Source organism: Jeotgalibacillus proteolyticus (genome assembly GCF_050107735.1).
GTDB classification, from domain to species: Bacteria; Bacillota; Bacilli; order Bacillales; family Jeotgalibacillaceae; genus Jeotgalibacillus; species Jeotgalibacillus proteolyticus_A.
On the sequence record NZ_JBNILO010000003.1, the window covers coordinates 325,292 to 351,140 of the forward strand.

Here is a 25,849-nt window from a genome sequence, read left to right on the forward strand (position 1 = left end):
CAAACTTGTCGGGTCTAGACGGGCCGCTTGCGCTTTTACTTTATCTAGCTCCAGCGGCCAGACCCTCGAGGTTTTAAGTCCCAGATCAACGGAGGCATAAACCCGCCTCCTTTTGCTCCGGGTCTTAAACTTGTCGGGTCTAAACGGGCCACTTGCGCTTTTACTTTATCCAGCTCCAGCGGCCAGACCCTCGAGGTTTTAAGTCCCAGATCAACGGAGGCATAATCCCGCCTCCTTTTGCTCCGGGTCTTAAACTTGTCGGGTCTAGACGGGCCGCTTGCGCTTCTAATTAAAAAAGCGCATAAAAATAGCCCCTTGCTTATGCAGGGACGCTTTTATGCGCGGTACCACCCAGCTTGAGAGAACGTTGTCTCTTCCACTTCATTTTATAACGGAGGTTATCCGGTCTTCCACCAGGGCAGAAAACAGCTCAGAGAGTGTAATTCAATCAATCCTTTGTAGCGGTTTTCAGCGGCCACCGCTTCTCTAAATAACAGGGAGGATTCTCTACTTATTCTCTTCAATGCTTCAATATAGGGTTTAGTTAACGTATTTTTACCACACAAATTAGAAGGATGTCAAGCCCCCTATGATTTCATCGTGCACATTATGCCGCAATATCCATTGAATTCCTGCAAAATATGTTATAATAAAGAAGATGTTTTAAGGAGGATGATAACTATTGTCAGATCGCAAACTTGCCTTTAAAGAACGCATGCTTTCTATAAAATCTGCTTTTGTAAATGCAGGTGCTGCAAAGAAATTCAGAATCTCCTATCAGGTTTTGTGGAATATTTTTTTACTTCTCATTATTTTTGGAGTTCTGGGTGCAGCATTTGCAGGCGGAGTAGGTGCCGGATATTTTGCGTCTCTTGTAAAGGACGAAAAAGTGCTTTCTTATGAATCCCTTCAGACGGATTTATATAATTACACAGAAACTTCCGATATTTATTTCGCCAATGAAGTGTACTTAGGGAAAATAAGAACGGACTTGGAACGAGAACAGGTTGTCCTCGAAGATGTTTCTCCCCTATTAATTGATGCTGTAATTGCCACTGAGGATGAATATTTTATGGAGCATGACGGTGTCGTGCCTAAAGCGATAATGCGTGCTCTATTTCAGGAAGTGACCAACTCTGCAAATCAAACAGGGGGAAGCACTCTCACACAGCAGTTAATCAAAAACCAGGTATTGACCAATGAAGTCTCTTTTGACAGAAAAGCAAAAGAAATTCTGCTTGCGCTTCGTGTCGAACGATTTTTTGATAAGGAAGAAATCCTTCAGGCTTATTTGAATATGGCAGATATGGGAAGGAATTCCTCAGGAAATAATATCGCCGGTGTTCAGACAGCTGCTCAGGGTATTTTCGGTGTGGATGCAAAGGATCTGACGCTTCCTCAGGCCGCATTTATCGCCGGTCTGCCACAGGCGCCTTTTGGCTATACCCCTTTTACCAATGCAGGTGAATTGAAATCACCTGAAGGCCTTCAGCCGGGAGTAGAAAGGAAACAGGAAGTCCTTTATAGAATGCTCCGGGAAGGTTCAATAACTCAAGAGGAGCATGATGAAGCTCTAAACTATGATTTAACACAGGACTTTATCCCCCCTTCCTCCAGTGCTGTAGACCGCTATCCGTATGTGACCAGCGAACTGGAAGACCGAGCTGTTGATATCTTAAAATATTATCTTGCTGAACAGGACGGCTACCCTAAAGAACAGGTAGAAGACAGTCAGTCGCTTAATGATGAGTATGAGGCAATTGCCAAAAGAGATCTAGGGCAGCGTGGATATGAAATCCACTCCACCATCGATAAAGATCTGTATGATGCAATGGAAGTCGCTAAAAATGAATATGAAAATTATGGTCCTGATAAGCTGGTTACTGACATTGACGAAGAAACTGGAGAAAGCGTGGAAATAAACGCCCCTGTTCAAGTAGGATCTGTCTTGATGGAAAACCATACAGGGAAAATCATCTCTTTCACCGGCGGCCGAGATTTTGAACAGGAACAGACCAATCACGCGACCAAAACCTATCGTTCTACCGGCTCAACTATCAAACCGCTTGTTGTATATGCACCAGCAGTTGAATATGGACTGATTGGAGCAGCAAGTCCGGTCGTTGACGTAAGCTTTACTCATAATGGGTGGACACCTGTTAACTTTGTAACAGGTCAGGAATATGGGATTTTACCTGCTAGAACAGCTCTTGCCAAATCTCATAACCTTTCTGCTGCCAGACTTTTTGGCAAGATGCTTGCCGATGGGTACAATCCAGGAGAGTTTCTGCAAAAAACTGGGCCCGAACGAATCAGTGATGCTGAATATTCATATCCTGCCTTTTCTTTGGGAGGGCTGGATCATGGATTGACAGTGGAAGAAAATGTCGCTGCGTATGCTGCTATCGGAAATATGGGCCAATTTAATGAACCCTATATGATCGAGCGAATTCTTGATCGGGAAGGCAATGTGATTTTTGAGCATGAGACAGCACCGGAGAAAATATTTTCACCGGCCGCATCTTACGTCACGCTTGACATGATGAGAGATACGATGGTAAACGGCTCAGGCACAGCAGCTCCACAAGCTTTAAATTTCTCAACTGACTGGGCTTCAAAATCAGGAACATCCAGTGAGTTTCATGACAACTGGTTTATCGGCACAAATCCGAATATTACTTTTGGCATCTGGTTTGGCTATGATCAGCCATCTTCAATGGGAACAGAAGCAAGCCGCAGAGCCATCACGCTTTGGGCACAGATGATGAATCAGGCCAGAGAAGTTAATCCTGATTTGATTGACCCTTCTGAAGAATTCGCACGTCCAGATGGAGTTGTTAACCGGTCGATCTGCTCCTTTACAGGTCTCCCGGCAGACGATGCATGTTCTGACGCTGGGCTGACAGTCAGCACAATAGCAACGGAAGCGTACAAGCCTTCAGGAGAAAGCGAAGGGTTATCCACTTCTAAATACGTTACAATCAATGGACAGAGATATGTTGCGCTTGATTCAACACCGGATGAATTTTCATCCACAGGCGCTTTACTGAGTCCTGATTTCGCAGAAAAGATGCTTTATCCTTATGGAGGAGATGCTTCAAAGCTATTCTCTGATACCAATGATTATTTCGATAATCTGCTTGTTGCTGACGAAAGACTTGAAGATGACGGGAGCAGCCCTGGTTCTGTAACAGCAAGAGCTTCCGGAGATTCAGTTACATGGACTCCTTCAGGAAGCAGTGATGTGGTAGGTTATCGCGTCTATTCAGGAAACAGCAAAGTCGCCATTCGGAAAGTCGATGATACACTGACTGCCTCTCTTTCTTCAGGCACCTATGAAGTAGTTGCAGTTGACGTTGCAGGAAGAGAATCTGCACGTTCAAACGAAGTGCGAATAGGATCAGCACCTCCTCCTGAACCGGAGGAACCTGATGAACCTGAAGAAAGTGAAGAATCACAGGAAACGTCAACTCCGCCTGCTTCAACTCCACCATCAGGAGGAAACAGCAGCGGGAACGGAAATGGCAATAATGAGGAAGATGAAGAAGAACCTGAAGAACCCGTTGAATCTCCTGATCCACCGGAAGACGAAGAGCCTGAGGATCCTCCTGAAGAAGAAGAGCCGCCACCGGAAGATCCTCCGGAAGACGAGGAAGAAGATGACGGTGAGGGTGAAGAAAATTCTTCTGACTCAAGTGAAGACACAGCGGATGATGAGGAATAACAAGCAGCATAAGAAAGAGGTCAACCGGTTGCCGGTTGACCTCTTTTACTTTTTCTATTAATCCTCCATGGTGGACAAGTCGCCAGTTGGAAGGTCCAGTTCCCATGCTTTGAGCACACGGCGCATGATTTTACCGCTTCTGGTTTTTGGAAGCTTGTCTTTAAATTCAATTTCACGCGGAGCAGCATGAGCTGACAGCCCTTTTTTGACATGCTGGCGAATCTCTTCTTTTAACTCATCTGATGCTTCATATCCTTCACGCAGCGCTATAAAAGCTTTAATGATTTCTCCCCGCACAGGATCTGGCTTGCCGATTACACCTGCTTCAGCAACGGAAGGATGCTCCACTAACTTACTTTCAACCTCAAATGGCCCAACACGCTCTCCTGACGTCATGATGACATCATCAATGCGGCCCTGGAACCAGTAGTAGCCTTCTTCATCCTTATAAGCGGAATCACCGGAAACATACCATCCATTTGGCATAAAGTAGGACTCGTACTTTTGTTCATTATTCCAGATGGTGTTCATCATCGAAGGCCATCCCTTTTTTAATGCCAGGTTTCCCATTCGATTCGCGGGCAGCTCATTTCCCTGATCGTCTACAATTGCTGCTTCGACTCCAGGAAATGGTTTTCCCATTGAACCGGGTCTTATATCAAGAGTCGGGTAGTTGCAGATCATTTGTCCGCCTGTTTCTGTCATCCACCATGTATCATGGATGCGGTGCTGGAATACTTTCATCCCCCACCGGATAACTTCAGGATTCAAAGGCTCCCCAACACTAAGCACATGGCGCAAAGCAGAAAGATCATACTTTTTCACAAGCTCATCTCCGGCTCCCATCAGCATCCTGAATGCAGTAGGGGCACTGTACCAGACTGTAACCTCGTAATCTTCCAATGTCTGATACCATGCTTCAGGACTGAAACGCCCCCCTACAATAACAGAAGTGGTACCAGTCAGCCACGGTCCAAAAATACCGTAAGAAGTTCCCGTGACCCACCCAGGATCCGCTGTACACCAGTAGATATCATCGTCACGCAGGTCAAGCACCCATTTTGAGGTCTGATAGTGCTGCAGCATCGCTTCCTGAACATGCAGAACACCCTTGGGTTTTCCGGTAGAGCCTGATGTATAATGCAAGATCAAACCATCATCCCTCTCAAGCCATTCAATGGCAAAGGACCGGCTCGCAGCAGCAAAATGCTTCATGAAATCGATAATAACACCATCTTCTTCTACCTGTTCTCCTACTACAAAGATGTGTTTAAGATTTGGAAGCTCGCTTACAGGTATACGTTCAAGTAATTCGGGTGTTGTGATAATGGCTTTTGCTTCACTGTCTTCAAGTCGGTCTTTGACCGCCCCTTCCATGAAGGCTTCAAATAAAGGGCCGACAATAGCGCCAATTTTCAGTGCACCAAGCAGGCTGAAATACAATTCAGGCGATCGGGGCATAAATATAAATACTCGGTCTCCCTTTTCTATGTCTCCCTGGCTTTTTAATACATTCGCAGCTTTATTCGTCAGCTCCTTCATTTCTCTGAAGGTATATTTTTCATTGCGGCTTCCATCTTTGTAATATAATGCAACTTTGTTTTTCTTGTCGTTTTCAGCATGACGGTCAATTGCTTCATATGCCATATTTATTTTGCCTGTTTCATGCCAGGAAAAGTTTTTTTCAGCTTCTTTCCAATTGAAGCTTGATACTGCTTCGTCGTAGTCTTTTAAATTATATTTCCCATTTACTGATGGTAACGCTTCCAATTTCATAAAATCGTCCCCCTATGTAAGAAATGTCCACTTCAGTATAGTACAAAAACGTAATTATCTCAATTTTTAAAAATAATAGACTTTTTAGTGCGGCATTCGACTTATCTGAATGTTTTAGTTGAAAGCGCTTTATTTTTTAAGGTATGCTATAGATAGAACCTCTATGAAATGTAGGTGAGCCGTCCATATGGACCATACTAAAATTTACAATGCAAAGGAACTCAAAACAACGAAAGGTTCCATTGTGATTGAAGGGCCCTTATCAGCAAACGACCTTTCTTCCCTGGAATTTCATGAAGACCTTGTGGCTTTTCGACCGCCGGCCCAGCAGCATAAAGCACTGATCGAAATCGCTGACCTTCCTGAAGGAAGAATTATTATTGCCAGAGATCATAATACGATCGTCGGCTATGTAACGTATCTGTATCCGGATCCCCTTGAACGCTGGTCTCACGGCAAAATGGAGAATTTAATTGAGCTTGGTGCAATTGAAGTCATTCCGAAGTTCCGCGGTGCGTCTGTAGGAAAAAATCTTCTTCGAGTATCCATGATGGATGATGCCATGGAAGATTACATTATTATCACAACTGAATACTACTGGCATTGGGATTTAAAAGGAACAGGTCTGAATGTATGGGAATATCGAAAAGTAATGGAAAAGATGATGAATGCAGGCGGTTTGGAATATTACGCAACAGACGATCCCGAAATCAGTTCGCACCCGGCAAATTGTTTAATGGCCAGGATTGGAAAGCGGATTCATCCATCATCCATTGAACAATTTGATCAGCTGCGCTTTATGAACCGGTTTATGTACTAATCGCTAGGAGGAAGTCCGTCATGATTATAGAAGATATGATGATTCGAAATGTGCACACACTTACTCCAGAATCCACCCTGGCACAGGCGATCGAAAAAATGGCAGAATTTAAAATCAGACATCTGCCTATACTGGATTCCTCTCAGAAGGTGATAGGAATTTTAACAGACAGGGATATTAAGGAGTTTTCTCCTTCCCCCTTTCAACCTGCAGATTCGCGGGAACTATTTAATACTAAAGTAAAGGACATCATGACAACACCTGTAATTACAGGACACCCTTTAGATTTTGTAGAAGAAATTGCGCTGCTGTTCATGGAAGAACAAATTGGATGCCTGCCTATCGTGAGTGATGGAAAATTAATCGGCATGGTAACTGAAACAGATTTATTACATACCTTAATTCAACTGACTGGTGCGAAGCAGCCTGGCTCGCAAATTGAAGTAAAAGTTCCTGACAGAGCAGGCATGCTTTTTGAAGTAGCCGGAATCATTCGGAAAAATCATTCCAATATTCATAGTGTGCTTGTTTATCCAGATAAGAAAGACGAAAATTATAAGATTTTAGTATTTCGCGTACAGACAATGAATCCCATGTCCGTCATTGATGATCTGCGCGAGGAAGGGCACGATGTATTATGGCCACAACTTCCCAACCATCCGCTTTAAAAAATGCTGTTTTTATTTATTCGGATGACCTGCTGAATTACCGTTTTTCAAATGACCATCCGTTTAATCAGAAAAGACTGCAGCTCACGCTGGATCTGCTGCGAAAAACAAACGCCATTTCTGACGAGGATATTATTCCGCCAAGGCTGGCAACTGATGAAGAATTGTCGCTTGTTCATGATAGAGCGTATATAGAAGCAGTAAAGCTCGCAGGAGAGGGAAAGCTGCCTGGGGAGAAAGCTGAAAGCTACGGGCTTGGGACAGAAGACACTCCTGTATTTAAAGGCATGCATGAAGCGAGTGCAAGGCTTGTGGGAGGTACGCTGACAGCTGTAGATATGGTGATGTCAAAAAAAGCACAGCATGCAGTCAATCTTGGCGGGGGTCTTCATCACGGCTTCAGAGGAAAAGCCTCCGGATTTTGCATTTATAATGACAGCTCAGTAGCCATAAAGTACATGCAGGAAAAATACGGGGCAAAAGTGTTATATATTGATACAGATGCCCACCATGGAGATGGGGTTCAATGGTCATTTTATGATGATCCCTCCGTGTGTACACTCTCTATTCACGAAACGGGACGCTACCTGTTCCCCGGCACAGGAGCGGTTAATGAACGCGGTCATGGAAAAGGATATGGATACTCCTTCAATATTCCACTTGACGCGTTTACGGAAGATGAGTCATTTCTCGCAGCATACGAACAATCGTTTCGGGAAATTGTTGAATTTTTTAAACCGGATGTTATCTTGACGCAGAATGGTGCGGATGCCCATTGTTTAGATCCGCTCACTCACCTTTCATCGACTATGAAGATATATGGTGAAATCCCCAGACTGGCTCATCAGCTCGCCCATGAGTACTGTGAAGGCAGATGGATAGCTGTTGGAGGCGGAGGATATGATATTTGGCGGGTAGTACCCAGAGCATGGGCTCAAATCTGGCTGGAGATGTCCGATTTCAAACTTCCATCTGATGCGATTTCTTCAGACTGGCTTAATCAATGGCAAAAGGAATCGCCTGTTCCGTTAATCAGCACCTGGTCCGACCCAGATCAGCTATATAAAGAGATTCCAAGAAAAAAAGAGATCTCAGAAAAAAATCAGCAGACTGTGGAGAAAGCGCTTTACCCTATACGGTCTCAATCCATAAAGTAAGACTGCTTTAAGCCATTCACTAAACTAAAAAGAATGCCCTCATGAAAAATTTTTGAGGGCATTCTTTATTTTGATTTATTCGTATTTATTCATTGCTTCTTTACTGTTCTGACTCTTCTTCATAAAAACGATTTAATATCACAATTTCTACTCTTCGGTTTAACGTCCAGTTGGCAGGGCCGTCATTCGGAACTTCGGGTCTTGTATCGCCATAGCCGACCGCGGCAAAACGCTCACTTTCAAGCTTTTGGGAGTCAAGCATATAACGGAGAACGCTGCTTGATCTGGCTGTTGAAAGCTCCCAGTTTGAGGGGTATTGAGCAGTTTGTATAGGACGGTCATCTGTATGTCCTTCCACTCTCACGAAATTAGGAATTCCTTCAAGCAGTTCCCCTACTTTGTCGAGTACAGAAAATGCCTGAGGAAGAATTTCCGCTTCTCCCGAATTAAATAAAACCTGTTCCTGCAAAACAATGACCACCCCCCTATCAGTCCTTGAAGCTATAACTGTATCCTGCAGATTCTCACTTTCAAGATACTGCTGGATCTGCTGCATGAGACTGTCAAGCTGCTCATCGTTTTGCTCCTCTCCGTCAATAGGATCTTCAAAAGGAACAATAGAAGGAGAGGAATCAAATAAGCCCTCCTCCTTAAACGATTGCGCAATTGCATCAAATTTTTCTTCATCCATTTGAGAAATGGAAAATAACAGAATAAAAAAAACAAGAATCAGCATAATAAAATCAGCGTATGTAATCATCCATTTTGGTGTATCTGACGATCGGTCCTCAACTCTGATAATCTGTTTTTTACCTTTAGCCATTACGGACTCCAGGTGTCATCTCTTCCCCGGTTAAATAAACAGCAAGCTGGTCCTCAAGAACTCTTGGGTTCTGTCCGTTGTGAATGCCAATGACCCCTTCTACAATGACCCAGCCTGTAAATAATTCTTTTTCTGTCGAAGTCGCAAGCTTTGCAGCCATTGGATTAAAAACAAGATTCGCAAGAAGGACGCCATAAAACGTCGTCAAAAGAGCAATAGCCATATTCGGTCCTAAAGAAGCGGGATCATTTAAATCTTTCAGCATCAAAATCAACCCAATCAACGTTCCGATCATTCCCCACGCAGGTGCATAATCCCCTGCCTTTTCCACCATTCTTCTTCCTTTGCGATGGCGCTCTTCCAATGAGATCATTTCAGCGTGAAGAATGTTTTCTATGGTTTCTGCATCGACACCATCTATCGTTAAATAAATGCCTCTTTTAATGAATGGATTGTGAATCTCTGCAAGCTCTTTTTCCAACGAAAGGATGCCTTCTTTTCTGGCAATCTCTGAAAGATGAACAAACAAATCTACTGTTTCTCTTAAATTATCTTTTGAGCTTTTAAAAGACTGAACACTTACTCTGCCAAACCGTTTAAGTTCACGGATTGGAAAACTGACGAGCATGGCAGCCAGAATGCCGCCAAAAACAATTAAAAAAGAAGGAAGGTGGAGAAAGGAAGAAAAGCCCTCCAATCCCCCATTCCACGCTACTGCAATACCAATCATCAATATCCCTGCTGCCACCCCAGCAGGCGTCAGAAAATCAAGATTTTTCATAACCGTCTCCCCTGCCGTTATACAATCGGCTGATTAGCCTTCGTTTTTTGTTGATTGTCTGCCTTCAATTCGATGAGGAAGAACCACTGTTTGATTATCAATTTCTTCTTTATTCATTAATTTTGTGAGTAAACGCATCGCAACCGCACCAATATCATATAGCGGCTGAACAACAGATGTTAGCTGCGGGCGAACCATTAGAGCGAGTTTTGTGCTGTCAAACGAGATGACTTCAGTATCATTTGGAATATTTAATCCCTGATCCTGCGCACCATGCACTACGCCAAGCGCCATTTCATCATTACCTACAAAGATAGCAGTCGGTTTTGTTGAAAGCTCCTGCAGACGTGACCATGCTTCAAGTCCGCTGTCATACGTATAATCGCCCTCAATGACCAGATCATCTGTATAATCAATGCCGGCTTCCTGAAGTGCCTCACGATAGCCTTCAAGCTTTAATGCCCGGTTGATCGTATCGTGAAATGGTCCGCTGACAAAAGCAATTTCTTTATGGCCTTTTTCAACCAGGCGTGATACAGCATCAAAAGAAGCCTGATGATAGTCGATATTAACAGACGGTGTTTCATTTGTAGCATCGACTGAGCCTGCAATAACGATCGGGACAGGTGAACGCTTAAATTCAGCCACATGCTCCTCCGTTATATTTCCTCCCATGAATACAATTCCGTCCACTTGTTTTCCAAGCATCGTATTCAATAAATGAAGCTCTTTTTCTTCATTCTGGTCTGAGTTGCTTAAAATGATGTTGTATTTATACATCGTGGCAATGTCTTCAATTCCACGTGCAAGCTCAGCGAAGAAGATATTGGAAATATCAGGGATAATAACCCCTACTGTAGTTGTTTTTTTACTTGCCAGCCCTCTTGCTACTGCATTTGGACGGTAGCCAAGACGATCGATGACTTCAAGCACTTTTTTTCTTGTAGCCGGTTTGACATTCGGATTGCCATTGACAACACGTGAAACAGTCGCCATTGATACATTTGCTTCTCTTGCTACATCATAAATCGTTATATTCATTGTAAGCGCTCCTTTAAGCATTCTCATTTTCATTTGTTTTCATTTTACACGAAAAAGCGGACAGAATCTAAGATTAACTTGTCTGTACAGCTATTTGTTCACATATGTACATAATCATACGCTAGTGTTGTAACGCTTTCAATCATTAGAGTAAGAAGACATAAAACGTTCGTATTTATTAGTATGTGCAGCTGGGTATAAAGCCAAACAAAAAACTCTTCCCATCCGATGCAATTGCATCAGACAGGAAGAGTTCTTCTCAACTAGGATTTCGCATGAACACCTAAAAACTCTTGAACTGCACCCCAGAAATGATCAAATTGCTCGAAGTTCATTTGCTGAGCAGAATCAGATAAAGCAACTGCCGGATCAGGATGTACCTCTGCCATTACGCCATCTGCGCCGATAGCAAGAGCTGCTTTTGCTGTAGGAAGAAGCAAGTCTCTTCTGCCGGTTGAATGGGTTACATCCACCATAACTGGCAGATGTGTTTCTTGTTTCAGGATTGGCACTGCTGATATATCCAGTGTATTTCTTGTTGCTTTTTCATAAGTGCGTATTCCCCGCTCACACAATATGATCTGATCATTTCCCTGAGCCATGATATATTCAGCAGCATTAATGAATTCATCAATTGTTGCAGCAAGACCGCGTTTCAACAGGACTGGTTTCTTTGCTGCGCCTGCTGCTTTAAGCAATTCAAAGTTTTGCATATTCCGCGCACCTATTTGAATTACATCAATATAATCTACAGCTTCTTCAATATGAGCCGGATTTACAATTTCACTGATTACCGCCAGATCATATTCATCTGCAACACGCTTAAGAATCTGCAATCCTTCAAGGCCAAGGCCCTGAAAATCATAAGGAGAGGTTCTTGGTTTGTATGCTCCGCCGCGAAGCAATTTAAGTCCTTTGCTCTGCACCTGCTTGGCAACCGCAGCAACCTGTTCATAGGATTCCACAGCACATGGGCCGAATATAAATTGCGGCTTGCCATTACCAACTTGTTCACCCTTAAGCTCTACCACTGTATCATCCGATTTTTTCTTTCTCGATACAAGGAGCGCCTTGCGATGATCGTCTTTTTGAAGCTCAAGACCAGCCTTGAATATCTCTTTGAAAATATGCTCAATCGTGGAATTGAGAAATGGTCCTTTGTTGTTTTCATTTAAAAGGTCCAGCATGGCGCGTTCTCGTACTGGCTCAAAACGGTTAACACCCTGCTTTTCTTTTACTCGTCCGATCTCTTGTACCAACTCTGCACGCTGATTGATAACGTCCAGTAGCTGAAGGTTCATCTCATCTACTTTTTTTCTAAGCTGATCCAATTCCACATTGCTCATATTAAACATTCCTTTCTTTTGAGTCTCAGTTAACGTGGGCGTTGACTTCCTCTGGCTGGCGAATAAACGGACTGTCTATCCAGCTGTCAGAGAGTGAAACCTGTTAACAGACCTTTTTTCAAGTAATTTAATTGATTGATTTCATCTTTTCCCTCTGCCCAAAGTGTGGTACATTTTGGATAGCACAGCCCTCTTTTCAAAGGACTTGCTATTTTTATAAAAGAGAATGTTGAAAGCAACTAATCAATTGTTCCTTATTATAATCCAACCTTCTTAGAATGTCACGAAAAACTTTATTTATTAAACGCTTTTAAGCGTTAAAGTAATACAGTAAAGGATGTGCAGTTCTTATTGAATACTGAAAGAATTTTTGCCCTGGATATCGGAACCCGTTCAATTGTAGGTCTTATTTTATCTTATCAGGAAGACCATTACACTGTAGAAAAAATCATACAGAAAGATCATAAGAGCCGGGCAATGCTCGATGGCCAGATTCATCACGTTCCTGCCGTTGCTGAATTGATTGTTGAAATTAAAGAGGAGTTTGAGCAGTATTATGGTCCTTTGACGTCGGTATCGGTTGCTGCCGCAGGACGGGCATTGATTACAAGTCAGGCACGTTTTGACTTGCCCCTTTCAAAAAATCAGAATCTTTCGCAGCAGGATATTTTACATATGGAGCTCCAAGCTGTTCAATTAGCCCAGGAGAAAGCAGCCGAAGATGAAAATAGCCATCATTACCACTGCGTTGGGTATTCGGTACTGCATTATATGGTAGACGGACAAAACATTGGCTCCCTGGAGGATCAAAAAGGCGATACCGCATCTGTAGCAATTATTGCTACCTTTCTGCCGCGAATAGTGGTTGAATCTTTGATTGCTTCGTTAAAGAGAGCCGGTCTTTCTATGGGTGCACTTACATTAGAACCTATCGCAGCGATTAACGTGCTGATTCCGGATTCTATGAGAAAGCTGAATATAGCGCTTGTTGATATCGGAGCAGGAACTTCGGATATCGCCATTACAAATGACGGAACAGTAGTCGCCTATGGCATGGTGCCCATTGCCGGTGATGAAATAACTGAATCCCTCAGTGAACATTTTATATTGGATTTTCCGCTTGCAGAAGAAACGAAGAGAAAGATCCAAACGTCAAACACACTCGTCATTTCAGATATTCTGGGCTTTGAAAGCGAAGTGTCTCAAGATGACATGATAGAGGCTCTCCGCCCTTCTGCAGAAAAATTGGCTGCGGCCATTTCCGAGGAAATAATGCGCTTAAATAATCAGAACTCCCCAAAAGCAGTCATGCTCGTTGGCGGTGGAAGTCTAACCCCGCTGCTGCCGGAGATTCTTTCTCAACAATTGAATCTGCTCTCATCGAGAGTAGCTATAAGAGGGATTGAAGCGGTGCAAGGATTAACTTTTAAAGATTCTATCACGGAGGGTCCTGAATTTATCACCCCCGTTGGAATCGCAATTGCCGCTAAGAAATCACCAATAAATTACGTTTCAGTCACCTTAAATGCACATGAAGTACGGCTGTTTGAAGTAAAACAGCTTTTAATTTCAGATGCCCTTCTTGCTGGCGGAATTAAGATTTCAACGATGCAAGGCAAACCTTCGCCAGCAAAATTGATTATGCTGAATAGTCAAAAGCTCACTATACCCGGGGGTGAAGGTCAGCCGCCTGTAATTTTGCTCAATGGCCTGCCTGCTCAAATCAACGATCCCATTCGACCGGGAGATGACATTATCATTCAACAAGGAGAACAGGGTCAGCCATTCACAACCAGAATTCGCGATATTCTAGAAGAAGAGTCACTTGATATAAAGGTTGAGATAAACACGAGCTCCTATGTGGTGAAAAAAGAAATAAGAGTGAATGGTGTAGTACAGTCCCCGGATTATGAGTTGGAGGACAGAGATTCAGTGAAATTTAATAAGAATCTGTCTTATCTCGAAGTAATCAGGCAGGCAGGTATAGACATCCAGAAAAATGAGAGTAAATCATTTCGTCTTATATTAGATGGCAAGCGCACCTTTTTCCCTCAATGGGATGCAAAAGTTAAGGTTAATCATCTTCCATTACGGCCTGAATTTTTATCGGGGGAAGTAAAACAGAATGATGTGATTGAAGTAAAAGGACATTCAAAGCCAACAGCAGCTCTCCTTCTCACAGAATTAGCTCTTCCTCCCCATCATAAAATAGAAGTATCTTTTAATGGAGATCTGATTGTTCTGAATCAACCATCTGCTATCATTTTTCGAAATAATGAGCCGTTAAAGGACGAAGACTCTTTAATTTATGACGAAGAATTAATCATCCATAAAAGCAGCTCAAGAGAATTTGTTTTTCAGGATGTATTTCGTCATTCAGACTGGCAGCCTCCAACTGGTACTACCGGTAAAGTTGTTATTCAAAAAAACGGCGTGCATGCTTCTCTTGATGAGCCGATTAAAACAGGTGATGTTCTGGAGCTTTACGTTAGTTAAATAAGCTGTATACAGCAACAAAAGCCGCCATTCCATTTGGAAAGGCGGCTTTTTCAACAGCTAGGGATACTATGATAAATCTTGATGTGCCTCTACTGCAGCTGATCTTTAAGTGCTTTTTCTTTAATCTTAAAGTGGGAAGCGCTCCATACAGGTTTTTTATCTTTGAAGTACAGTGCCTGCGGCGACTCATGCTTTACACCAAATTGATCCGCAATATATGCTGAGAGCTCTTTTGATTCCTGTACAGCCAGATAGTATGTGTCTGCTTGTTTATGGGCATCAAATTTTTTGTACTCTTCATAAGCAGAAGCGCTTATAGGGCATGTCAGACTGTGCTTTAAAAGAAAAAATGACTGCTTAGTTGAGAGTAGCTCGTTAAATTCATCAATTGAATCAATTTTATTCAAATTAAACACTCCTTTGTGATCATTTCCAAGAAAAAACGATGAAGTAAAGCTTCACCGTTTTTCTGTGAATTACTTATTTAATTTCGTATCCTCACTCAAAGGAGCAGGATCTGTTTTTGGAGTTGCCGGATCGACAGGAGTTACGGTTGGAATAGAAGATACCGTACTTTCATTCCTCGGAAGATCTGCTGAACCTTCCTCTCCTGAATCAGCAGTTTCTTCCTGATCTGAAGACGAATTTTTCTCTTTCATTGATTTCACTTTTTCAACTAAGGAGTTGGACTGGTTTTGAACAGTCTGTGTAATGCCTGCTGATTTTTCTTTTGCTGTAGACGCTAACTCATTTCCCTTAGTAACAGCCTGATCCTTCCATTCATAAGATCTCTCTTTAAGCAGACCTGCCTGGTTATTCAAGTCCTGACGAAGCTCGGTACCCGACTTTGGAGCAAGAAACAGAGCAGTTGCTGCACCAATCGCTCCTCCGATTACTGCTCCAAGGATAAATTCTTTAGAGCTGCTTTCCTTCGTTGAAACCGTATCATAGTTTGAATGTTTATCGTATTGAGCCATTAGATTACCTCCTGTTTATCTTACTGGAAATGTAAATTAATAGGATCTCTGTTCGTCAGCGGGCGGAAGTGCACGCTGTGGTTCCGGGTAATCTGTTGAGAAGTTGGCAGGCTTTGCGCTGCGTGCCTTCCATTTGTCTCGAATTTCCATTGCCACATTGCTCCACTGTACAACCTGAGCAATTTTTTCTTCATTATTTTCAACCGAACGGCTGATTGAATGCGTGATTTTACCAATTGAGTTATTCAGCTGCTGAACATTCGTTCCGACACCTTTAACCGCGTCCACAACAGTATTTAATTTTAACGACTTGTCCTGAATATCTTCAGCAAGACCATTCGTTTTATGTAATAAATCTGTCGTCTCTTTCGTAATGCCGTCAAGCTGATTTTGAAGAGCCCCTACTGTACCTGCGAGATTATCCAGCGTTTTTTTCATAGCAGTAAGTGTAGTGGCAAGGCTGATGCAAAGTACTAAAAAACCTACAGCAGCGATCGCTGCACTAATGTAAAGTATGATTTCCATGAATGATTCATCTCCTTCCTATTTCATATAGTGGATATACCCTTGCAATTTATACACTAAACTTGCTATTCCTTATATTTTCTATTTACACCAGCTTAATTCCTTCTCATTTAAAAATTTTTCATTGAACAAAAGATGCAACCGGTTGGCTGATTACGAAAAGATTTAAATCATGATGGATGTAAGAACAAAAAAAGAGCTTGGGACACAAGTGTCTCAAGCTCTTTGACTGGTTCGCTGCGCTTCAGGAGGACGCTTTTCGCAGGGACACCGCTGAACCTTTCCGGGGCAATTCCCTGTAGAGTCTCAGCTTGCCGTGACATCCTGCTGGAGTCGCCTCTTCCGCTCCGCTCTCCTATTTAGTATAGGTATATACTTCTTCATTCTTTAGATTCTGTAGAGTTTTATACCAGCCTCTTTTTACGATCAGCTTTTGGCTAAAATCCAGTCCTCATAGGATTGCTGGAATTTCTGAATGTCTCCTGCTCCCATAAAAATGAGCACAGCGTCTTTATGCTTGGAAAGTAGAGAAGGGTCTTCAGCACTTAAAAGAACAGCTCCATCAATTTTTTCCTTAAGATCATGGATTGTAAGCTTGCCATGATTTTCTCTTGCTGACCCAAAAATATCACACAGATAAACCTGATCGGCTTTATTCAGACAATCAGCAAAATCATTCAGGAACGTTTGTGTCCTGGTAAAGGTATGCGGCTGAAAAATGGCCACAATTTCACGGCCCGGGTATTTTTTTGAAGCAGAGTCGAGTGTTGCTTTAATTTCAGTCGGGTGATGGGCATAATCATCAATCAGGATCTGGTTTTGAACCTTTTTCTCAGTAAAACGCCTTTTAACCCCGCTGAATGTCTTAAGCTGAGCCTGAACAACTTCTGTATCGAAGCCTTCGTAATGGCAAAGAGCAATAACTGATAATGCATTCAGGATCGTATGATTTCCAAACATTGGAATGGTGAACGTTGCGTAAAATTCATTTCGGACCTGTACATCAAAAGTGGTTCCTTCAGGCGTTGTAACAATATTTCTTGCTTGAAAGTCATTATCTTCATCAAATCCATAAAATAAGACAGGCACATTCGCCTGCATTTTCTGCAGCTGTTCATCATCACCGCACGCAATAATCCCTTTATTCACCTGCATAGCCATTTCCTGAAACGCTGAAAAAACATCATCTACATCAGCAAAATAATCAGGATGGTCAAAATCTATATTGGTCATAATCATATAATCAGGTGAATAGGAAAGAAAATGCCTTCTGTACTCACACGCTTCAAAAACAAAGTATTTGCTGTCTTCCATTCCTTTTCCAGTACCGTCTCCGATTAAGAACGAGGTTCTGTCCCCACCTTGCATAACATGGGCGAGCAGGCCGGTTGTCGATGTTTTGCCATGTGCGCCTGAGACGCCAATCGAAATATACCGCTTCATAAAATCACCGAGAAATTTATGATAACGGATTACTTCTAATCCCTGGCTGCGGGCTTCTTCTATCTCCTCATGCTCATCCGGATAAGCATTTCCTGCAATGACTGTCATGCCCGGGCGGATATTTTCACGGCTAAACGGCAAAATTTGAATGTCACGTTCTTCAAGGGGAACTTGTGTAAAAAAATGTTTGTCTATATCGGAACCCTGAACATGATGATTCATGTCATGCAATATTTGAGCCAGAGGACTCATTCCAGATCCTTTTATTCCTACAAAATGATAACTTGTCATATTTAAACCTCCAACGATCCTCTGCCTTGTTGCAGTATATGTGAGGCAAAGGATGGTGTTAATCAGATTAGTTGAAAACGCATATTTTTTTATTATAGCACGTTTGTCTCTTTCAATAAACTATGTGCTGAAAATCAGAATGGTATAGACTATTGACTTGTTCCTGTATTTTGCAGTGATTCCAGATCTTCATTCGTCATTAGCACATCTCTTGGCTTGCTTCCCTTTGCTTCAGAAATCCAGCCCTGCTTTTCCATCATATCGATTAAACGGGCAGCCCGATTGTACCCGATTCTGAACTGTCGCTGCAGCAGCGAGGTCGATGCCCCTCCGTGAGAAACGACAAGTTCACAGGCGTCAATAAGGAGTTCATCTTCCTCTTCCTGTATTTCCACTTTTGCCAAGAGCTCTTCCTGATGGAAAAGGTAATTGACTTCCCGTTCCTTTCTGACATGAGAAACTACGGCATCTATCTCATCGTCAGACACAAAAGTACCTTGAAGACGCACCGGCTTCGAGGCTCCATTGCCTAAAAAGAGCATATCGCCTCTTCCAAGAAGCCTGTCTGCTCCTGAGGTATCAATAATTGTTCTGGAATCCACCTGGGAACTGACTGAAAAAGCAACTCGTGTTGGCACATTTGCTTTAATTAAACCGGTTATCACATCAACGGATGGTCGCTGCGTTGCAATCAGCAAATGAATTCCGCATGCGCGTGCTTTTTGGGCAATACGGCAAATGGCTTCTTCCACGTCAGCAGGAGACATCATCATCAAATCTGCCAGTTCATCAATAACTATAACCAGGTAAGGAAGTTTCTGATTGAATTGGCGTGCTTCTTTTGCTTTTTGATTATACTTGCTGATGTCTCTGACTCCCGCATGGGCAAAAAGCTGATATCTTCTTTCCATTTCTTCTACAGCCCATTTTAAAGCTGCTGTTGCAGCCTTTACGTCAGTAATAACGGGACTGACAAGATGCGGGATGTGATTGTATGGTGCAAGCTCGACCATTTTAGGATCAATTAACAAAAGCTTTAGATCATCCGGTGATGAATGATAAAGCAAACTGATTAAGATTGAATTTATACATACACTCTTTCCTGAACCGGTAGCTCCGGCAATCAGTCCATGCGGCATTTTCCCAATATCGGTTACAACTGGCTGGCCTTCAATATCCAGACCAAGAGCAATCGGAAGTGCAGCAGACGACTCTTTGAAGGCAGGGTGGTCAAGGATTTCCTTCAAGGCAACCGGGCGGCTTGATGGATTCGGGATTTCAATCCCTACCGCCATCTTGCCAGGTATTGGAGCTTCCATTCTGATATCCCGTGCAGCAAGGCTGAGCTTAATGTCGTCTGTAAGGCCTGTTATCTTACTGACCTTCACACCCTTTTCGGGGAAAATTTCAAACCTTGTAACCGATGGCCCCTGTGTTACATGTTTTACTTTTGCATTTACGTTAAAAGAAAACAATGTATCGTCAAGCACGGCAGTTTGCTCATCAAGCCAGTCCTGATCCACTTCAGCGTGAATCGGCGGCATTAAAAGATCCATTGAAGGAAAAGCAAAATAAGACAGCTCTTCCTGCGGAGTTTCAAGTGAAGCATTTGGAATGACTGTGTCTTCCTCATGCGGTTCCTTTAAATGAGGGGTGCCCTGCGATGGGACCTGCTCCCGCTGATTATTTACCGTTTTTTTTTGCTCTCTGTCGCGGGCGTTTCTTCTGTCTTGTTTGAGCATTAAAACATTAAAAGGCAGGCTGCCGCCTTTTTTTTCTTTTTTAACTGGAGCCGTTTGTTCACTTTTCACTGGTTCAGAAACTGGCAATTCCCGATTAAGCGGCTCATCTTTATCCGAACTGACAGCGGGTTTTTCTTTTTCAATCTCTGCATCGCTGTCCTCCTCGTCATCTGTGGTTGAATCTGGTACAAGATGGAGAGGTGCTGGTTTTTCATCCATTACCTTAGGCTCTGTATCAGGCTGCTCAATGCTTACAGTCTCAACCAATGGTTCTTCATTCGCTGCTGATTGGACAGTCTCTTCCTCAGTTCTTTCTCTGTCAATCCCTGTGAAGGAAGTTCCTCCCCTGATTTCAAAAGGATTTTCGGAATACAACTGCTCATTACTGGTTTCTTGTTCGAAAGACAGCATCGTTTTTTCTTCAGCCGCTGCTTCTTCTTTTTGCTCGGGTTCTTGCGTTTCAGTCTGCTGCTTATAAACAGACGCCTCTTCATTTGTAAAAACAGCCGTTTTAAACGGATTTATTTTTCTTTCCGTTACTGGAAGTTCGTATTCGATTTCCTCTATCTCCGGTTTAACCGGCCTTTTTTGAAAACCATAGATCGGTGACGGAACTTCTGTTGGTGTAAAAGGCTTTTTTGAACCTTCTTTTTTCACTTTAATTTTTTCGTCATATACCCGCTCAGACGCTTTTCTTTCAGCATCATAATTGTTGCCAGTCTTCTTAGTTCCCTGTTCTCTCGGGGGACGTTCTGTTTTTTCATCCGGTATAATAGGAAAGCGAAATGCTCCCTTCGGATACTGATAAACCATTTTGGTATCCATCTGGTTAACTTTCTTTGCAGCAGAAGATTTTTTCTTCGACAGAGGTAAAGACCGTCTAACCTGATCCTCTTTTTCTTCCTGCTGAAGGTAGGACAGAACTTTTTTAATCCAACTCATTACGATCACTCATTTCTTTAAGTTCCTTTACATTTTATCAGTTTTTTTCTTAAATTGGAGTCAAAACCATGAATTGGGTAAAACGGTGCACATTATGACAGAATAAGGGGTGAAGACGTATTTAAATAGTCCGGATTCTATTGTCACCGTCCTTAAAAGCCAATACAGTCCGCAAAAAAGACCCTGCTGATCTTCCTAGCCTTATAGGAAAACAAACAGGGCAGAATTGTTGAAGCATTAAGAGAGAGGAAATGGCTCTCCTGCTTCATATGAATCTTCAAGGACTAAAATCCCCTTTTCCTGTGGAGCATCTTTTAAATTCAGCTCCTTCGCAGAACAAATCATGCCGCTTGAAGGAACACCTCTTAATTCGGCATCTTTAATCACCATACCACCAGGCATCACTGCGCCGACTTTCGCTACCACTACTTTTTGACCCTTGTCCACATTAGGAGCACCACAAACAATTTGCAGCTTCTCTTCACCGACTTGAACCTGGCAGATATTCAGCTTATCTGCATTGGGGTGCTTTTCTTTCGATTCAATATAGCCTACAACAAATTTGGGTGAAAAATCAGCAGTAAGCTCTTCAGGGAAGCCATTTTTACGCAGCGCTTCATTCAGCAGAGCGAGTTTTTCTGCATTCATCTCAACAGGTCCAATTTCTTCGGTCTGAAAGTAGGCAGAAGCATTAAAAAGATTGTACCCTGCTGTTTCACCTGTTTCAGTGTTGATAATCTTCGCTGCATCATTTTTCCGTTCAAATGATCTTGCATCTGCAGGGACCGATGCTAATGTAATCAGTAATACATCTCCAATGCCATTACGGTTGTAAAAAACATTCATGTCTGTTTCTCCTTATTCTCTTCTTTTATTTTTTCCCATGATAAATACTGGCTCAAGCTCTCCGTTGTCATATATAAAGGAAAGCGCGGTAATCGGAACATGCCCTCCCGCAAAAAAGGACATCGCCATTTGAGCAAGGACATCATACCCGGTTTCATTTCTCATATCTCCGATAATCAGAACATCCTGATGCGGAACGGCGACTGTCATCTCACCTTCCATTTTAGCAGACATTTCTTTTAAAAAGGATTCATTTAAGATCCTGCTGGCATCATAGCCATCATTTGTATTCATAAAATAAAATACATTGCCGGCTACTTCATCTTTTTTTACCTCAGTTGGCAGAGATCGTACATTAAAGAGGGCCATTTCTTTTATCTGCTTTTGTGTCCAGCCTTGCTTATCCATAAAACCTTTGTCGATTAAACGGTACGTAGTGCCAAGATCAACAGCATAGTAGATCCGTGTTTCAGCTGTGTGCTCGTCAAATATAAAAGGCATGCCTTCAGAAGCTTCCACCGGAAAAGAAGTGGAACGAATAACAGGCAGAACCTGCTTCTGAGCTGACTCTACTTTCGTTTCTTTTCCCATTACATTAAGCGCTTCTTCCACATAATAAACAACTTCATCAATCGCTGCCTCTTTTTTTTCATTCCATTTCCCAATCACACTTGGTATGGAAACGTCAATCCCTTTTTGAGTATCATTGTTTTCAATCCGGATTTCGTCTTTTTCACGATTATAGCTTATCGTTCGATCTACCCGCTTAAGCCGTTCTTCAAGCAGCCGTTTCATTTTAATGGAATCCATTTTTTTACTCATCTTGTTTCCTCCTGACTTAGGAGAGTGCTTTTTCATCCTACACTCTATTGTACATGAAAATGACCTGACCCTAAAGGAGAAATCCTTCCTTTGGGGCAGGTCAGCATTTCATGTTAAATTTTATGTCATTTTGCCGGTTACGCTGGCAGATCTGTTAAGAACTTCTCGATTTGTTCCTTTGTTTTCCGATCTTTACTGACAAACCGGCCTGTTTCATTGCCGTTATCGAAGGCAACAAAGCTCGGTATGCCAAAAACATTTTGTTCAATACAAAGGTCAATAAATTCATCTCTGTCCACATAAACAAATGTATGATCCGAAAATTTCTCTTCTATTTCCGGAAGGATGGGATCAATTACCCTGCAGTCCGGACACCAGTCAGCAGAAAACATAAACACATGCTTGCCGCTATTTTTAAATTCCTGAAATTGCTCAACAGATTCAAGTTTTTTCATTTTTCACTGCCTCCTGTATGAATCTTCATTTGCCCGTCTCTTATAAGACCCAGCTTTCTCATATAATGAGATAGTAACAGGGCAATGGCCATTGGTCCAATAAAATGCAACACGATAACCTGAATCATGACTTCAGCAGTGAATCCCATAGTTTGAAACGTCATAATCTGTCCAACAAAACCACTTGTACCCATCCCCGCTCCAGGAGCATTGTTTTCCATTACCCAAATCGTTGTACCTATAGGAGCTAGCAGCATCCCGGCGATGGTTGGAGGAAGAAGAATAAGCGGATTTCGCAGGATATTCGGAACCTGGAGCATAGAAGTTCCCATTCCCTGGGCAATCAGTCCGCTGAATTTATTTTCCCGGTAGCTTGCAACAGCAAAACCAACCATTTGCGCACTGCATCCAATGGTCGCAGCGCCGGCAGCTACCCCGCTCAAATCCAGCATTAAAGCAATTGCGAGACTGGAAATAGGAGCCGTCAGAGCAAGTCCCATGAGCATGGCTACAAGCATGCCCATGATGATAGGACGCTGATCAGTCGCCCATACGATCCACCCGCCAAACGACGTCATAAACTCCGCTATCACAGGCCCAATATAAGCAGCGACAGAGTAACCTGCTGCGATGGTCACAAATGGAGTGACAATAATATCGATCTTGGTGGACTGGCTTGCAAGCTTGCCGATCTCTGTAGAAAGAAGTGAAGCAACGTACGCGCCGGCAGGTCCACCGAGGGAATACCCGGCAGCACCGGTTACAGCAGCGGCAAACAGGACCAGAGGAGGAGCTTTCAAACCATACGCCACCGCTACACCAATGGCAGGTCCTGTTATGGTCATCGCTAAGGCACCCATTTCTACCAAAAATGGGAGACTCAGCTGTTCACCTGCAGTTTTAATAATAAGGCCGATAATAAGTGATCCAAAAAGTCCTAATGCCATATAGCTTAGTCCATCAATTAAATAGGTTTTAAAAGACAAACGTATACCCTTTTTCTGAAGCCACTTCATACTCCAAATCCCCCATTCTATTAACATCACTAGTGTAAAGACACTTGTCAAAAATGTAAAGATTTATATAGAAAAATAGAGGCTGAGACAAATAAAAAAGTCTCAGCCTCTATCCGGTTACATATTTGAGAGAAACCTATTCAACCTTCCATTCTGCAGAACGTACTGTTTCCATCATCCATTTGGCATTGTCTGATAAATCGCTTAATGATGAGATAGTAGTCAGTTTTACATGGTCTGCACCAGTCACAAGTTCATAGTTTTCTTCTTCCGTCTGTCTGACAAGAACATACCCAAAACGTCCACCTTCTGTAAATGTTTCATTTACAAGCCAGGACTCTTCAGAAGCCGTTGTCATTTGATAGACACTTTCATTACCTGCTTCACGATTAAGGTGATGAAACAGAACGAATGTCTCATTCCCTTTTTCTAATACAAGATTATGGTGGTCCTCTTCTTCTATTGATGTATTAAATGGAAGCCTAAAAGACAGCTCATCTATTTCTTCATTTGTTTTTTTAGGCTGATCCTCGAAAATTTCTTTTACCTCGTCTACCGTTTTCTCTTTTTCTTCTTCGATGGATGGGCTGCACGCACCCAATACAGCAGATAAGCCTGCAATTATAAATAATTTTTTCACGAATGGTACCTCCTGCAGAATTAAAACGCTTCGTTTACCATGATACCCGTTCGCACTGTCACTTGACAATAGAAGAAAGCAGACAATTTTTAGCAAGATTCTGATTATGATATACTTTTTGAAAGAAATGAAAGGAGTGGTCTTATGGAATTAACCATTTACTTAGCAGGAGAAATTCACAGCAACTGGCGTGAGCAGCTGAAATCAATGGCCAAAGAACTGCCCTGGCAGCTGAATTTTGTGGGTCCAATGGAAAATCATGAACGGTCTGATCAAATTGGGGAAGAAATTTTAGGGGAACAGCCGGCTCCCATTTTCAAGGATGATGCGGCTTCAGCAATGAATAACCTGCGTACTGAGGTCCTTTTGCAAAAGTCAGACCTCGTTATTGCATTATTTGGCGAGCAATACAAGCAATGGAATACCGCGATGGATGCAAGTGCTGCCATTACGATGCATAAGCCTTTGATTTTAATCCGCCCAGAGAAACTTCACCATGCATTAAAGGAGCTTTCACGCAAAGCAAGTGTAACAGTTGAAACACCTGGTCAGGCACTTAAGGCAATTTCCTACATATTTGAAGAAAATTAAAATAAAAATGGCAGGAAGATCAAATGTTTTTATTCTACTGTCAGTTGAAAGGGGAACCATTGTGTATGGAAATAATGCGGCATGAAACTCAGGGGTATAAAGGGTTAGTGGTTCCATATACGTTATTTAAGCAGGAGCAGCCAAAAGGACTGCTGATCGTCCTTCCAGGTCTTGTTTACACAGCGCAGGCTCCGCTTCTTCATTATTCAACGGGAGTTTATATTGATCGAGGGTTCGATGTCCTTCAAATCAACTACCGCTATTCAACACCCGACTACGATCATTTTGAGCAATCTGAATTAATTACAGCTCTTAATTTTGATGTGCATACCGTTATTAACATCCTGCTCGATAACGAATCGTATAAAGATTATTATTTAATGGGAAAATCTCTTGGGACTATAGCCGTCAGTTCTTTATTAAAAATGGAAACATTCAGCGAGGCAAAAGCAGTGTGGATGACGCCATTGCTTCACAAAGAAGACGTTTATCAAGCCATGCTGAAACACAATGCGGATGGTTTATGTTTTATTGGCAGTAAGGATCCGTATTATCAGGAAGAGAGATTTAATCGATTGAAGCACAATCCTTCTCTTTCATTATTCTGTATTCCTGAAGCAGACCATTCACTCGAATTAAAAAAAGATACGCAGGGCTCCATTAAAATACTCAGCGACCTAATGGACCAAATCAACTCTTTTTGAACCTGTTGGGTTTGAGTGCTTACTACAAAAATAAGAGCTTGGGACAAAAGTGTCTCAAGCTTTTTTTTACCGGTTTACTTCACTTCAGGCGGACGCTTTCGCAGGGACTGCGCTGAGCCTTCTTGGGCCGTGCACTGCGAAGTCTCAGCTTGCCGTCATGTCCTGCAGGAGTCCCCACCTTCCACTCGGCTCACCTACTACTACTAATAAATACATCCTC

General features: G+C 42.5%; 22 protein-coding genes and 1 other annotated feature. Of the genes, 7 read left to right on the plus strand and 15 right to left on the minus strand.

Annotation, left to right across the window (positions count from 1 at the left end; all coding sequences use genetic code 11):
* Positions 1 to 322: 322 nt before the first annotated feature.
* Positions 323 to 533, minus strand: a binding site (T-box leader).
* A gap of 149 nt (positions 534 to 682) precedes the next feature.
* Positions 683 to 3,724: a transglycosylase domain-containing protein gene (locus tag ACQCT8_RS06880; RefSeq protein WP_426869677.1), complete on the plus strand. Its 3,042-nt coding sequence runs from the start codon at positions 683 to 685 to the stop codon at positions 3,722 to 3,724.
* Positions 3,725 to 3,781: 57 nt separating this feature from the next.
* Here the strand turns inward: ACQCT8_RS06880 and acsA are convergent, their stop codons facing one another.
* Positions 3,782 to 5,500: an acetate--CoA ligase gene (acsA, locus tag ACQCT8_RS06885; protein ID WP_426869679.1), complete on the minus strand. Its 1,719-nt coding sequence runs from the start codon at positions 5,498 to 5,500 to the stop codon at positions 3,782 to 3,784.
* 187 nt (positions 5,501 to 5,687) lie between these two features.
* Here acsA and ACQCT8_RS06890 point away from each other — a divergent pair, with 187 nt between their 5' ends.
* From ACQCT8_RS06890 to ACQCT8_RS06900, 3 genes are read left to right on the plus strand one after another with little or no spacing between them, the layout of a single operon-like run.
* Entirely contained in the window at positions 5,688 to 6,320 is a 633-nt protein-coding gene (locus ACQCT8_RS06890) for a GNAT family N-acetyltransferase (protein WP_426869681.1), read from the plus strand.
* A 20-nt stretch (positions 6,321 to 6,340) separates the two neighbouring features.
* Positions 6,341 to 6,988: an acetoin utilization AcuB family protein gene (locus ACQCT8_RS06895; protein WP_426869683.1), complete on the plus strand. Its 648-nt coding sequence runs from the start codon at positions 6,341 to 6,343 to the stop codon at positions 6,986 to 6,988.
* A complete protein-coding gene (locus tag ACQCT8_RS06900) occupies positions 6,958 to 8,145 on the plus strand; it encodes an acetoin utilization protein AcuC (RefSeq protein ID WP_426869684.1) in 1,188 nt (395 codons plus the stop codon). The genes ACQCT8_RS06895 and ACQCT8_RS06900 overlap by 31 nt, the downstream gene beginning before the upstream one ends.
* A gap of 100 nt (positions 8,146 to 8,245) precedes the next feature.
* Here the strand turns inward: ACQCT8_RS06900 and motS are convergent, their stop codons facing one another.
* The 4 genes from motS to ACQCT8_RS06920 form a co-directional block, all read right to left on the minus strand.
* Complete coding sequence (gene motS, locus ACQCT8_RS06905) at positions 8,246 to 8,968, minus strand: flagellar motor protein MotS (RefSeq protein ID WP_426869686.1); 723 nt, start codon at positions 8,966 to 8,968, stop codon at positions 8,246 to 8,248.
* Complete coding sequence (locus ACQCT8_RS06910) at positions 8,961 to 9,749, minus strand: MotA/TolQ/ExbB proton channel family protein (protein ID WP_426869688.1); 789 nt, start codon at positions 9,747 to 9,749, stop codon at positions 8,961 to 8,963. Before ACQCT8_RS06910 ends, motS begins: the two co-directional genes overlap by 8 nt.
* Before the next feature lie 33 nt (positions 9,750 to 9,782).
* Positions 9,783 to 10,790, minus strand: coding sequence for a catabolite control protein A (gene ccpA, locus ACQCT8_RS06915; protein WP_278242160.1), 1,008 nt, complete (start codon positions 10,788 to 10,790; stop codon positions 9,783 to 9,785).
* A 263-nt stretch (positions 10,791 to 11,053) separates the two neighbouring features.
* Positions 11,054 to 12,136, minus strand: coding sequence for a bifunctional 3-deoxy-7-phosphoheptulonate synthase/chorismate mutase (locus ACQCT8_RS06920; protein WP_426869691.1), 1,083 nt, complete (start codon positions 12,134 to 12,136; stop codon positions 11,054 to 11,056).
* A 351-nt stretch (positions 12,137 to 12,487) separates the two neighbouring features.
* On the opposite strand from ACQCT8_RS06920, the gene pilM reads away from it, so the two are divergent.
* Entirely contained in the window at positions 12,488 to 14,632 is a 2,145-nt protein-coding gene (gene pilM / locus ACQCT8_RS06925) for a pilus assembly protein PilM (RefSeq protein ID WP_426869693.1), read from the plus strand.
* Positions 14,633 to 14,724: 92 nt separating this feature from the next.
* Here pilM and ytxJ read toward each other — a convergent pair whose 3' ends face one another.
* From ytxJ to ACQCT8_RS06975, 10 genes are all read right to left on the minus strand, one after another.
* The gene (gene ytxJ, locus ACQCT8_RS06930) at positions 14,725 to 15,042 is read right to left on the minus strand and encodes a bacillithiol system redox-active protein YtxJ (protein WP_426869694.1); all 318 of its coding nucleotides are present in this window, start codon (positions 15,040 to 15,042) and stop codon (positions 14,725 to 14,727) included.
* 69 nt (positions 15,043 to 15,111) lie between these two features.
* Positions 15,112 to 15,612 (minus strand): YtxH domain-containing protein, encoded by a 501-nt coding sequence (locus ACQCT8_RS06935; RefSeq protein WP_426869696.1) that lies wholly within the window; start codon positions 15,610 to 15,612, stop codon positions 15,112 to 15,114.
* 36 nt (positions 15,613 to 15,648) lie between these two features.
* A complete protein-coding gene (locus tag ACQCT8_RS06940) occupies positions 15,649 to 16,137 on the minus strand; it encodes a DUF948 domain-containing protein (protein ID WP_278242165.1) in 489 nt (162 codons plus the stop codon).
* Between the two features lie 426 nt (positions 16,138 to 16,563).
* On the minus strand, positions 16,564 to 17,871 hold the full coding sequence (murC, locus tag ACQCT8_RS06945) for a UDP-N-acetylmuramate--L-alanine ligase (protein ID WP_426869699.1): 1,308 nt from the start codon (positions 17,869 to 17,871) through the stop codon (positions 16,564 to 16,566).
* 149 nt (positions 17,872 to 18,020) lie between these two features.
* Positions 18,021 to 20,555, minus strand: coding sequence for a DNA translocase FtsK (locus ACQCT8_RS06950; protein WP_426869701.1), 2,535 nt, complete (start codon positions 20,553 to 20,555; stop codon positions 18,021 to 18,023).
* 237 nt (positions 20,556 to 20,792) lie between these two features.
* Complete coding sequence (ytpR, locus tag ACQCT8_RS06955; protein ID WP_426869703.1) at positions 20,793 to 21,401, minus strand: YtpR family tRNA-binding protein; 609 nt, start codon at positions 21,399 to 21,401, stop codon at positions 20,793 to 20,795.
* 12 nt (positions 21,402 to 21,413) lie between these two features.
* Entirely contained in the window at positions 21,414 to 22,223 is an 810-nt protein-coding gene (locus ACQCT8_RS06960) for a DUF1444 domain-containing protein (RefSeq protein WP_426869704.1), read from the minus strand.
* A gap of 137 nt (positions 22,224 to 22,360) precedes the next feature.
* A complete protein-coding gene (locus ACQCT8_RS06965) occupies positions 22,361 to 22,678 on the minus strand; it encodes a thioredoxin family protein (protein ID WP_426869706.1) in 318 nt (105 codons plus the stop codon).
* Positions 22,675 to 23,694 carry a PTS transporter subunit IIC gene (locus ACQCT8_RS06970; RefSeq protein WP_426869708.1) on the minus strand — a complete coding sequence of 340 codons (1,020 nt, stop codon included), beginning with the start codon at positions 23,692 to 23,694 and terminating at the stop codon, positions 22,675 to 22,677. Before ACQCT8_RS06970 ends, ACQCT8_RS06965 begins: the two co-directional genes overlap by 4 nt.
* A 136-nt stretch (positions 23,695 to 23,830) precedes the next feature.
* On the minus strand, positions 23,831 to 24,334 hold the full coding sequence (locus tag ACQCT8_RS06975) for a hypothetical protein (protein ID WP_426869709.1): 504 nt from the start codon (positions 24,332 to 24,334) through the stop codon (positions 23,831 to 23,833).
* 144 nt (positions 24,335 to 24,478) lie between these two features.
* Between ACQCT8_RS06975 and ACQCT8_RS06980 the strand changes: the two genes are divergently transcribed.
* Together ACQCT8_RS06980 and ACQCT8_RS06985 are read left to right on the plus strand one after the other, a co-directional pair.
* Positions 24,479 to 24,925, plus strand: a complete 447-nt coding sequence (locus ACQCT8_RS06980) for a YtoQ family protein (protein ID WP_426869711.1) — start codon at positions 24,479 to 24,481, stop codon at positions 24,923 to 24,925.
* 65 nt (positions 24,926 to 24,990) lie between these two features.
* Positions 24,991 to 25,629 (plus strand): alpha/beta family hydrolase, encoded by a 639-nt coding sequence (locus ACQCT8_RS06985; protein ID WP_426869713.1) that lies wholly within the window; start codon positions 24,991 to 24,993, stop codon positions 25,627 to 25,629.
* The last annotated feature ends 220 nt before the right edge of the window (positions 25,630 to 25,849 follow it).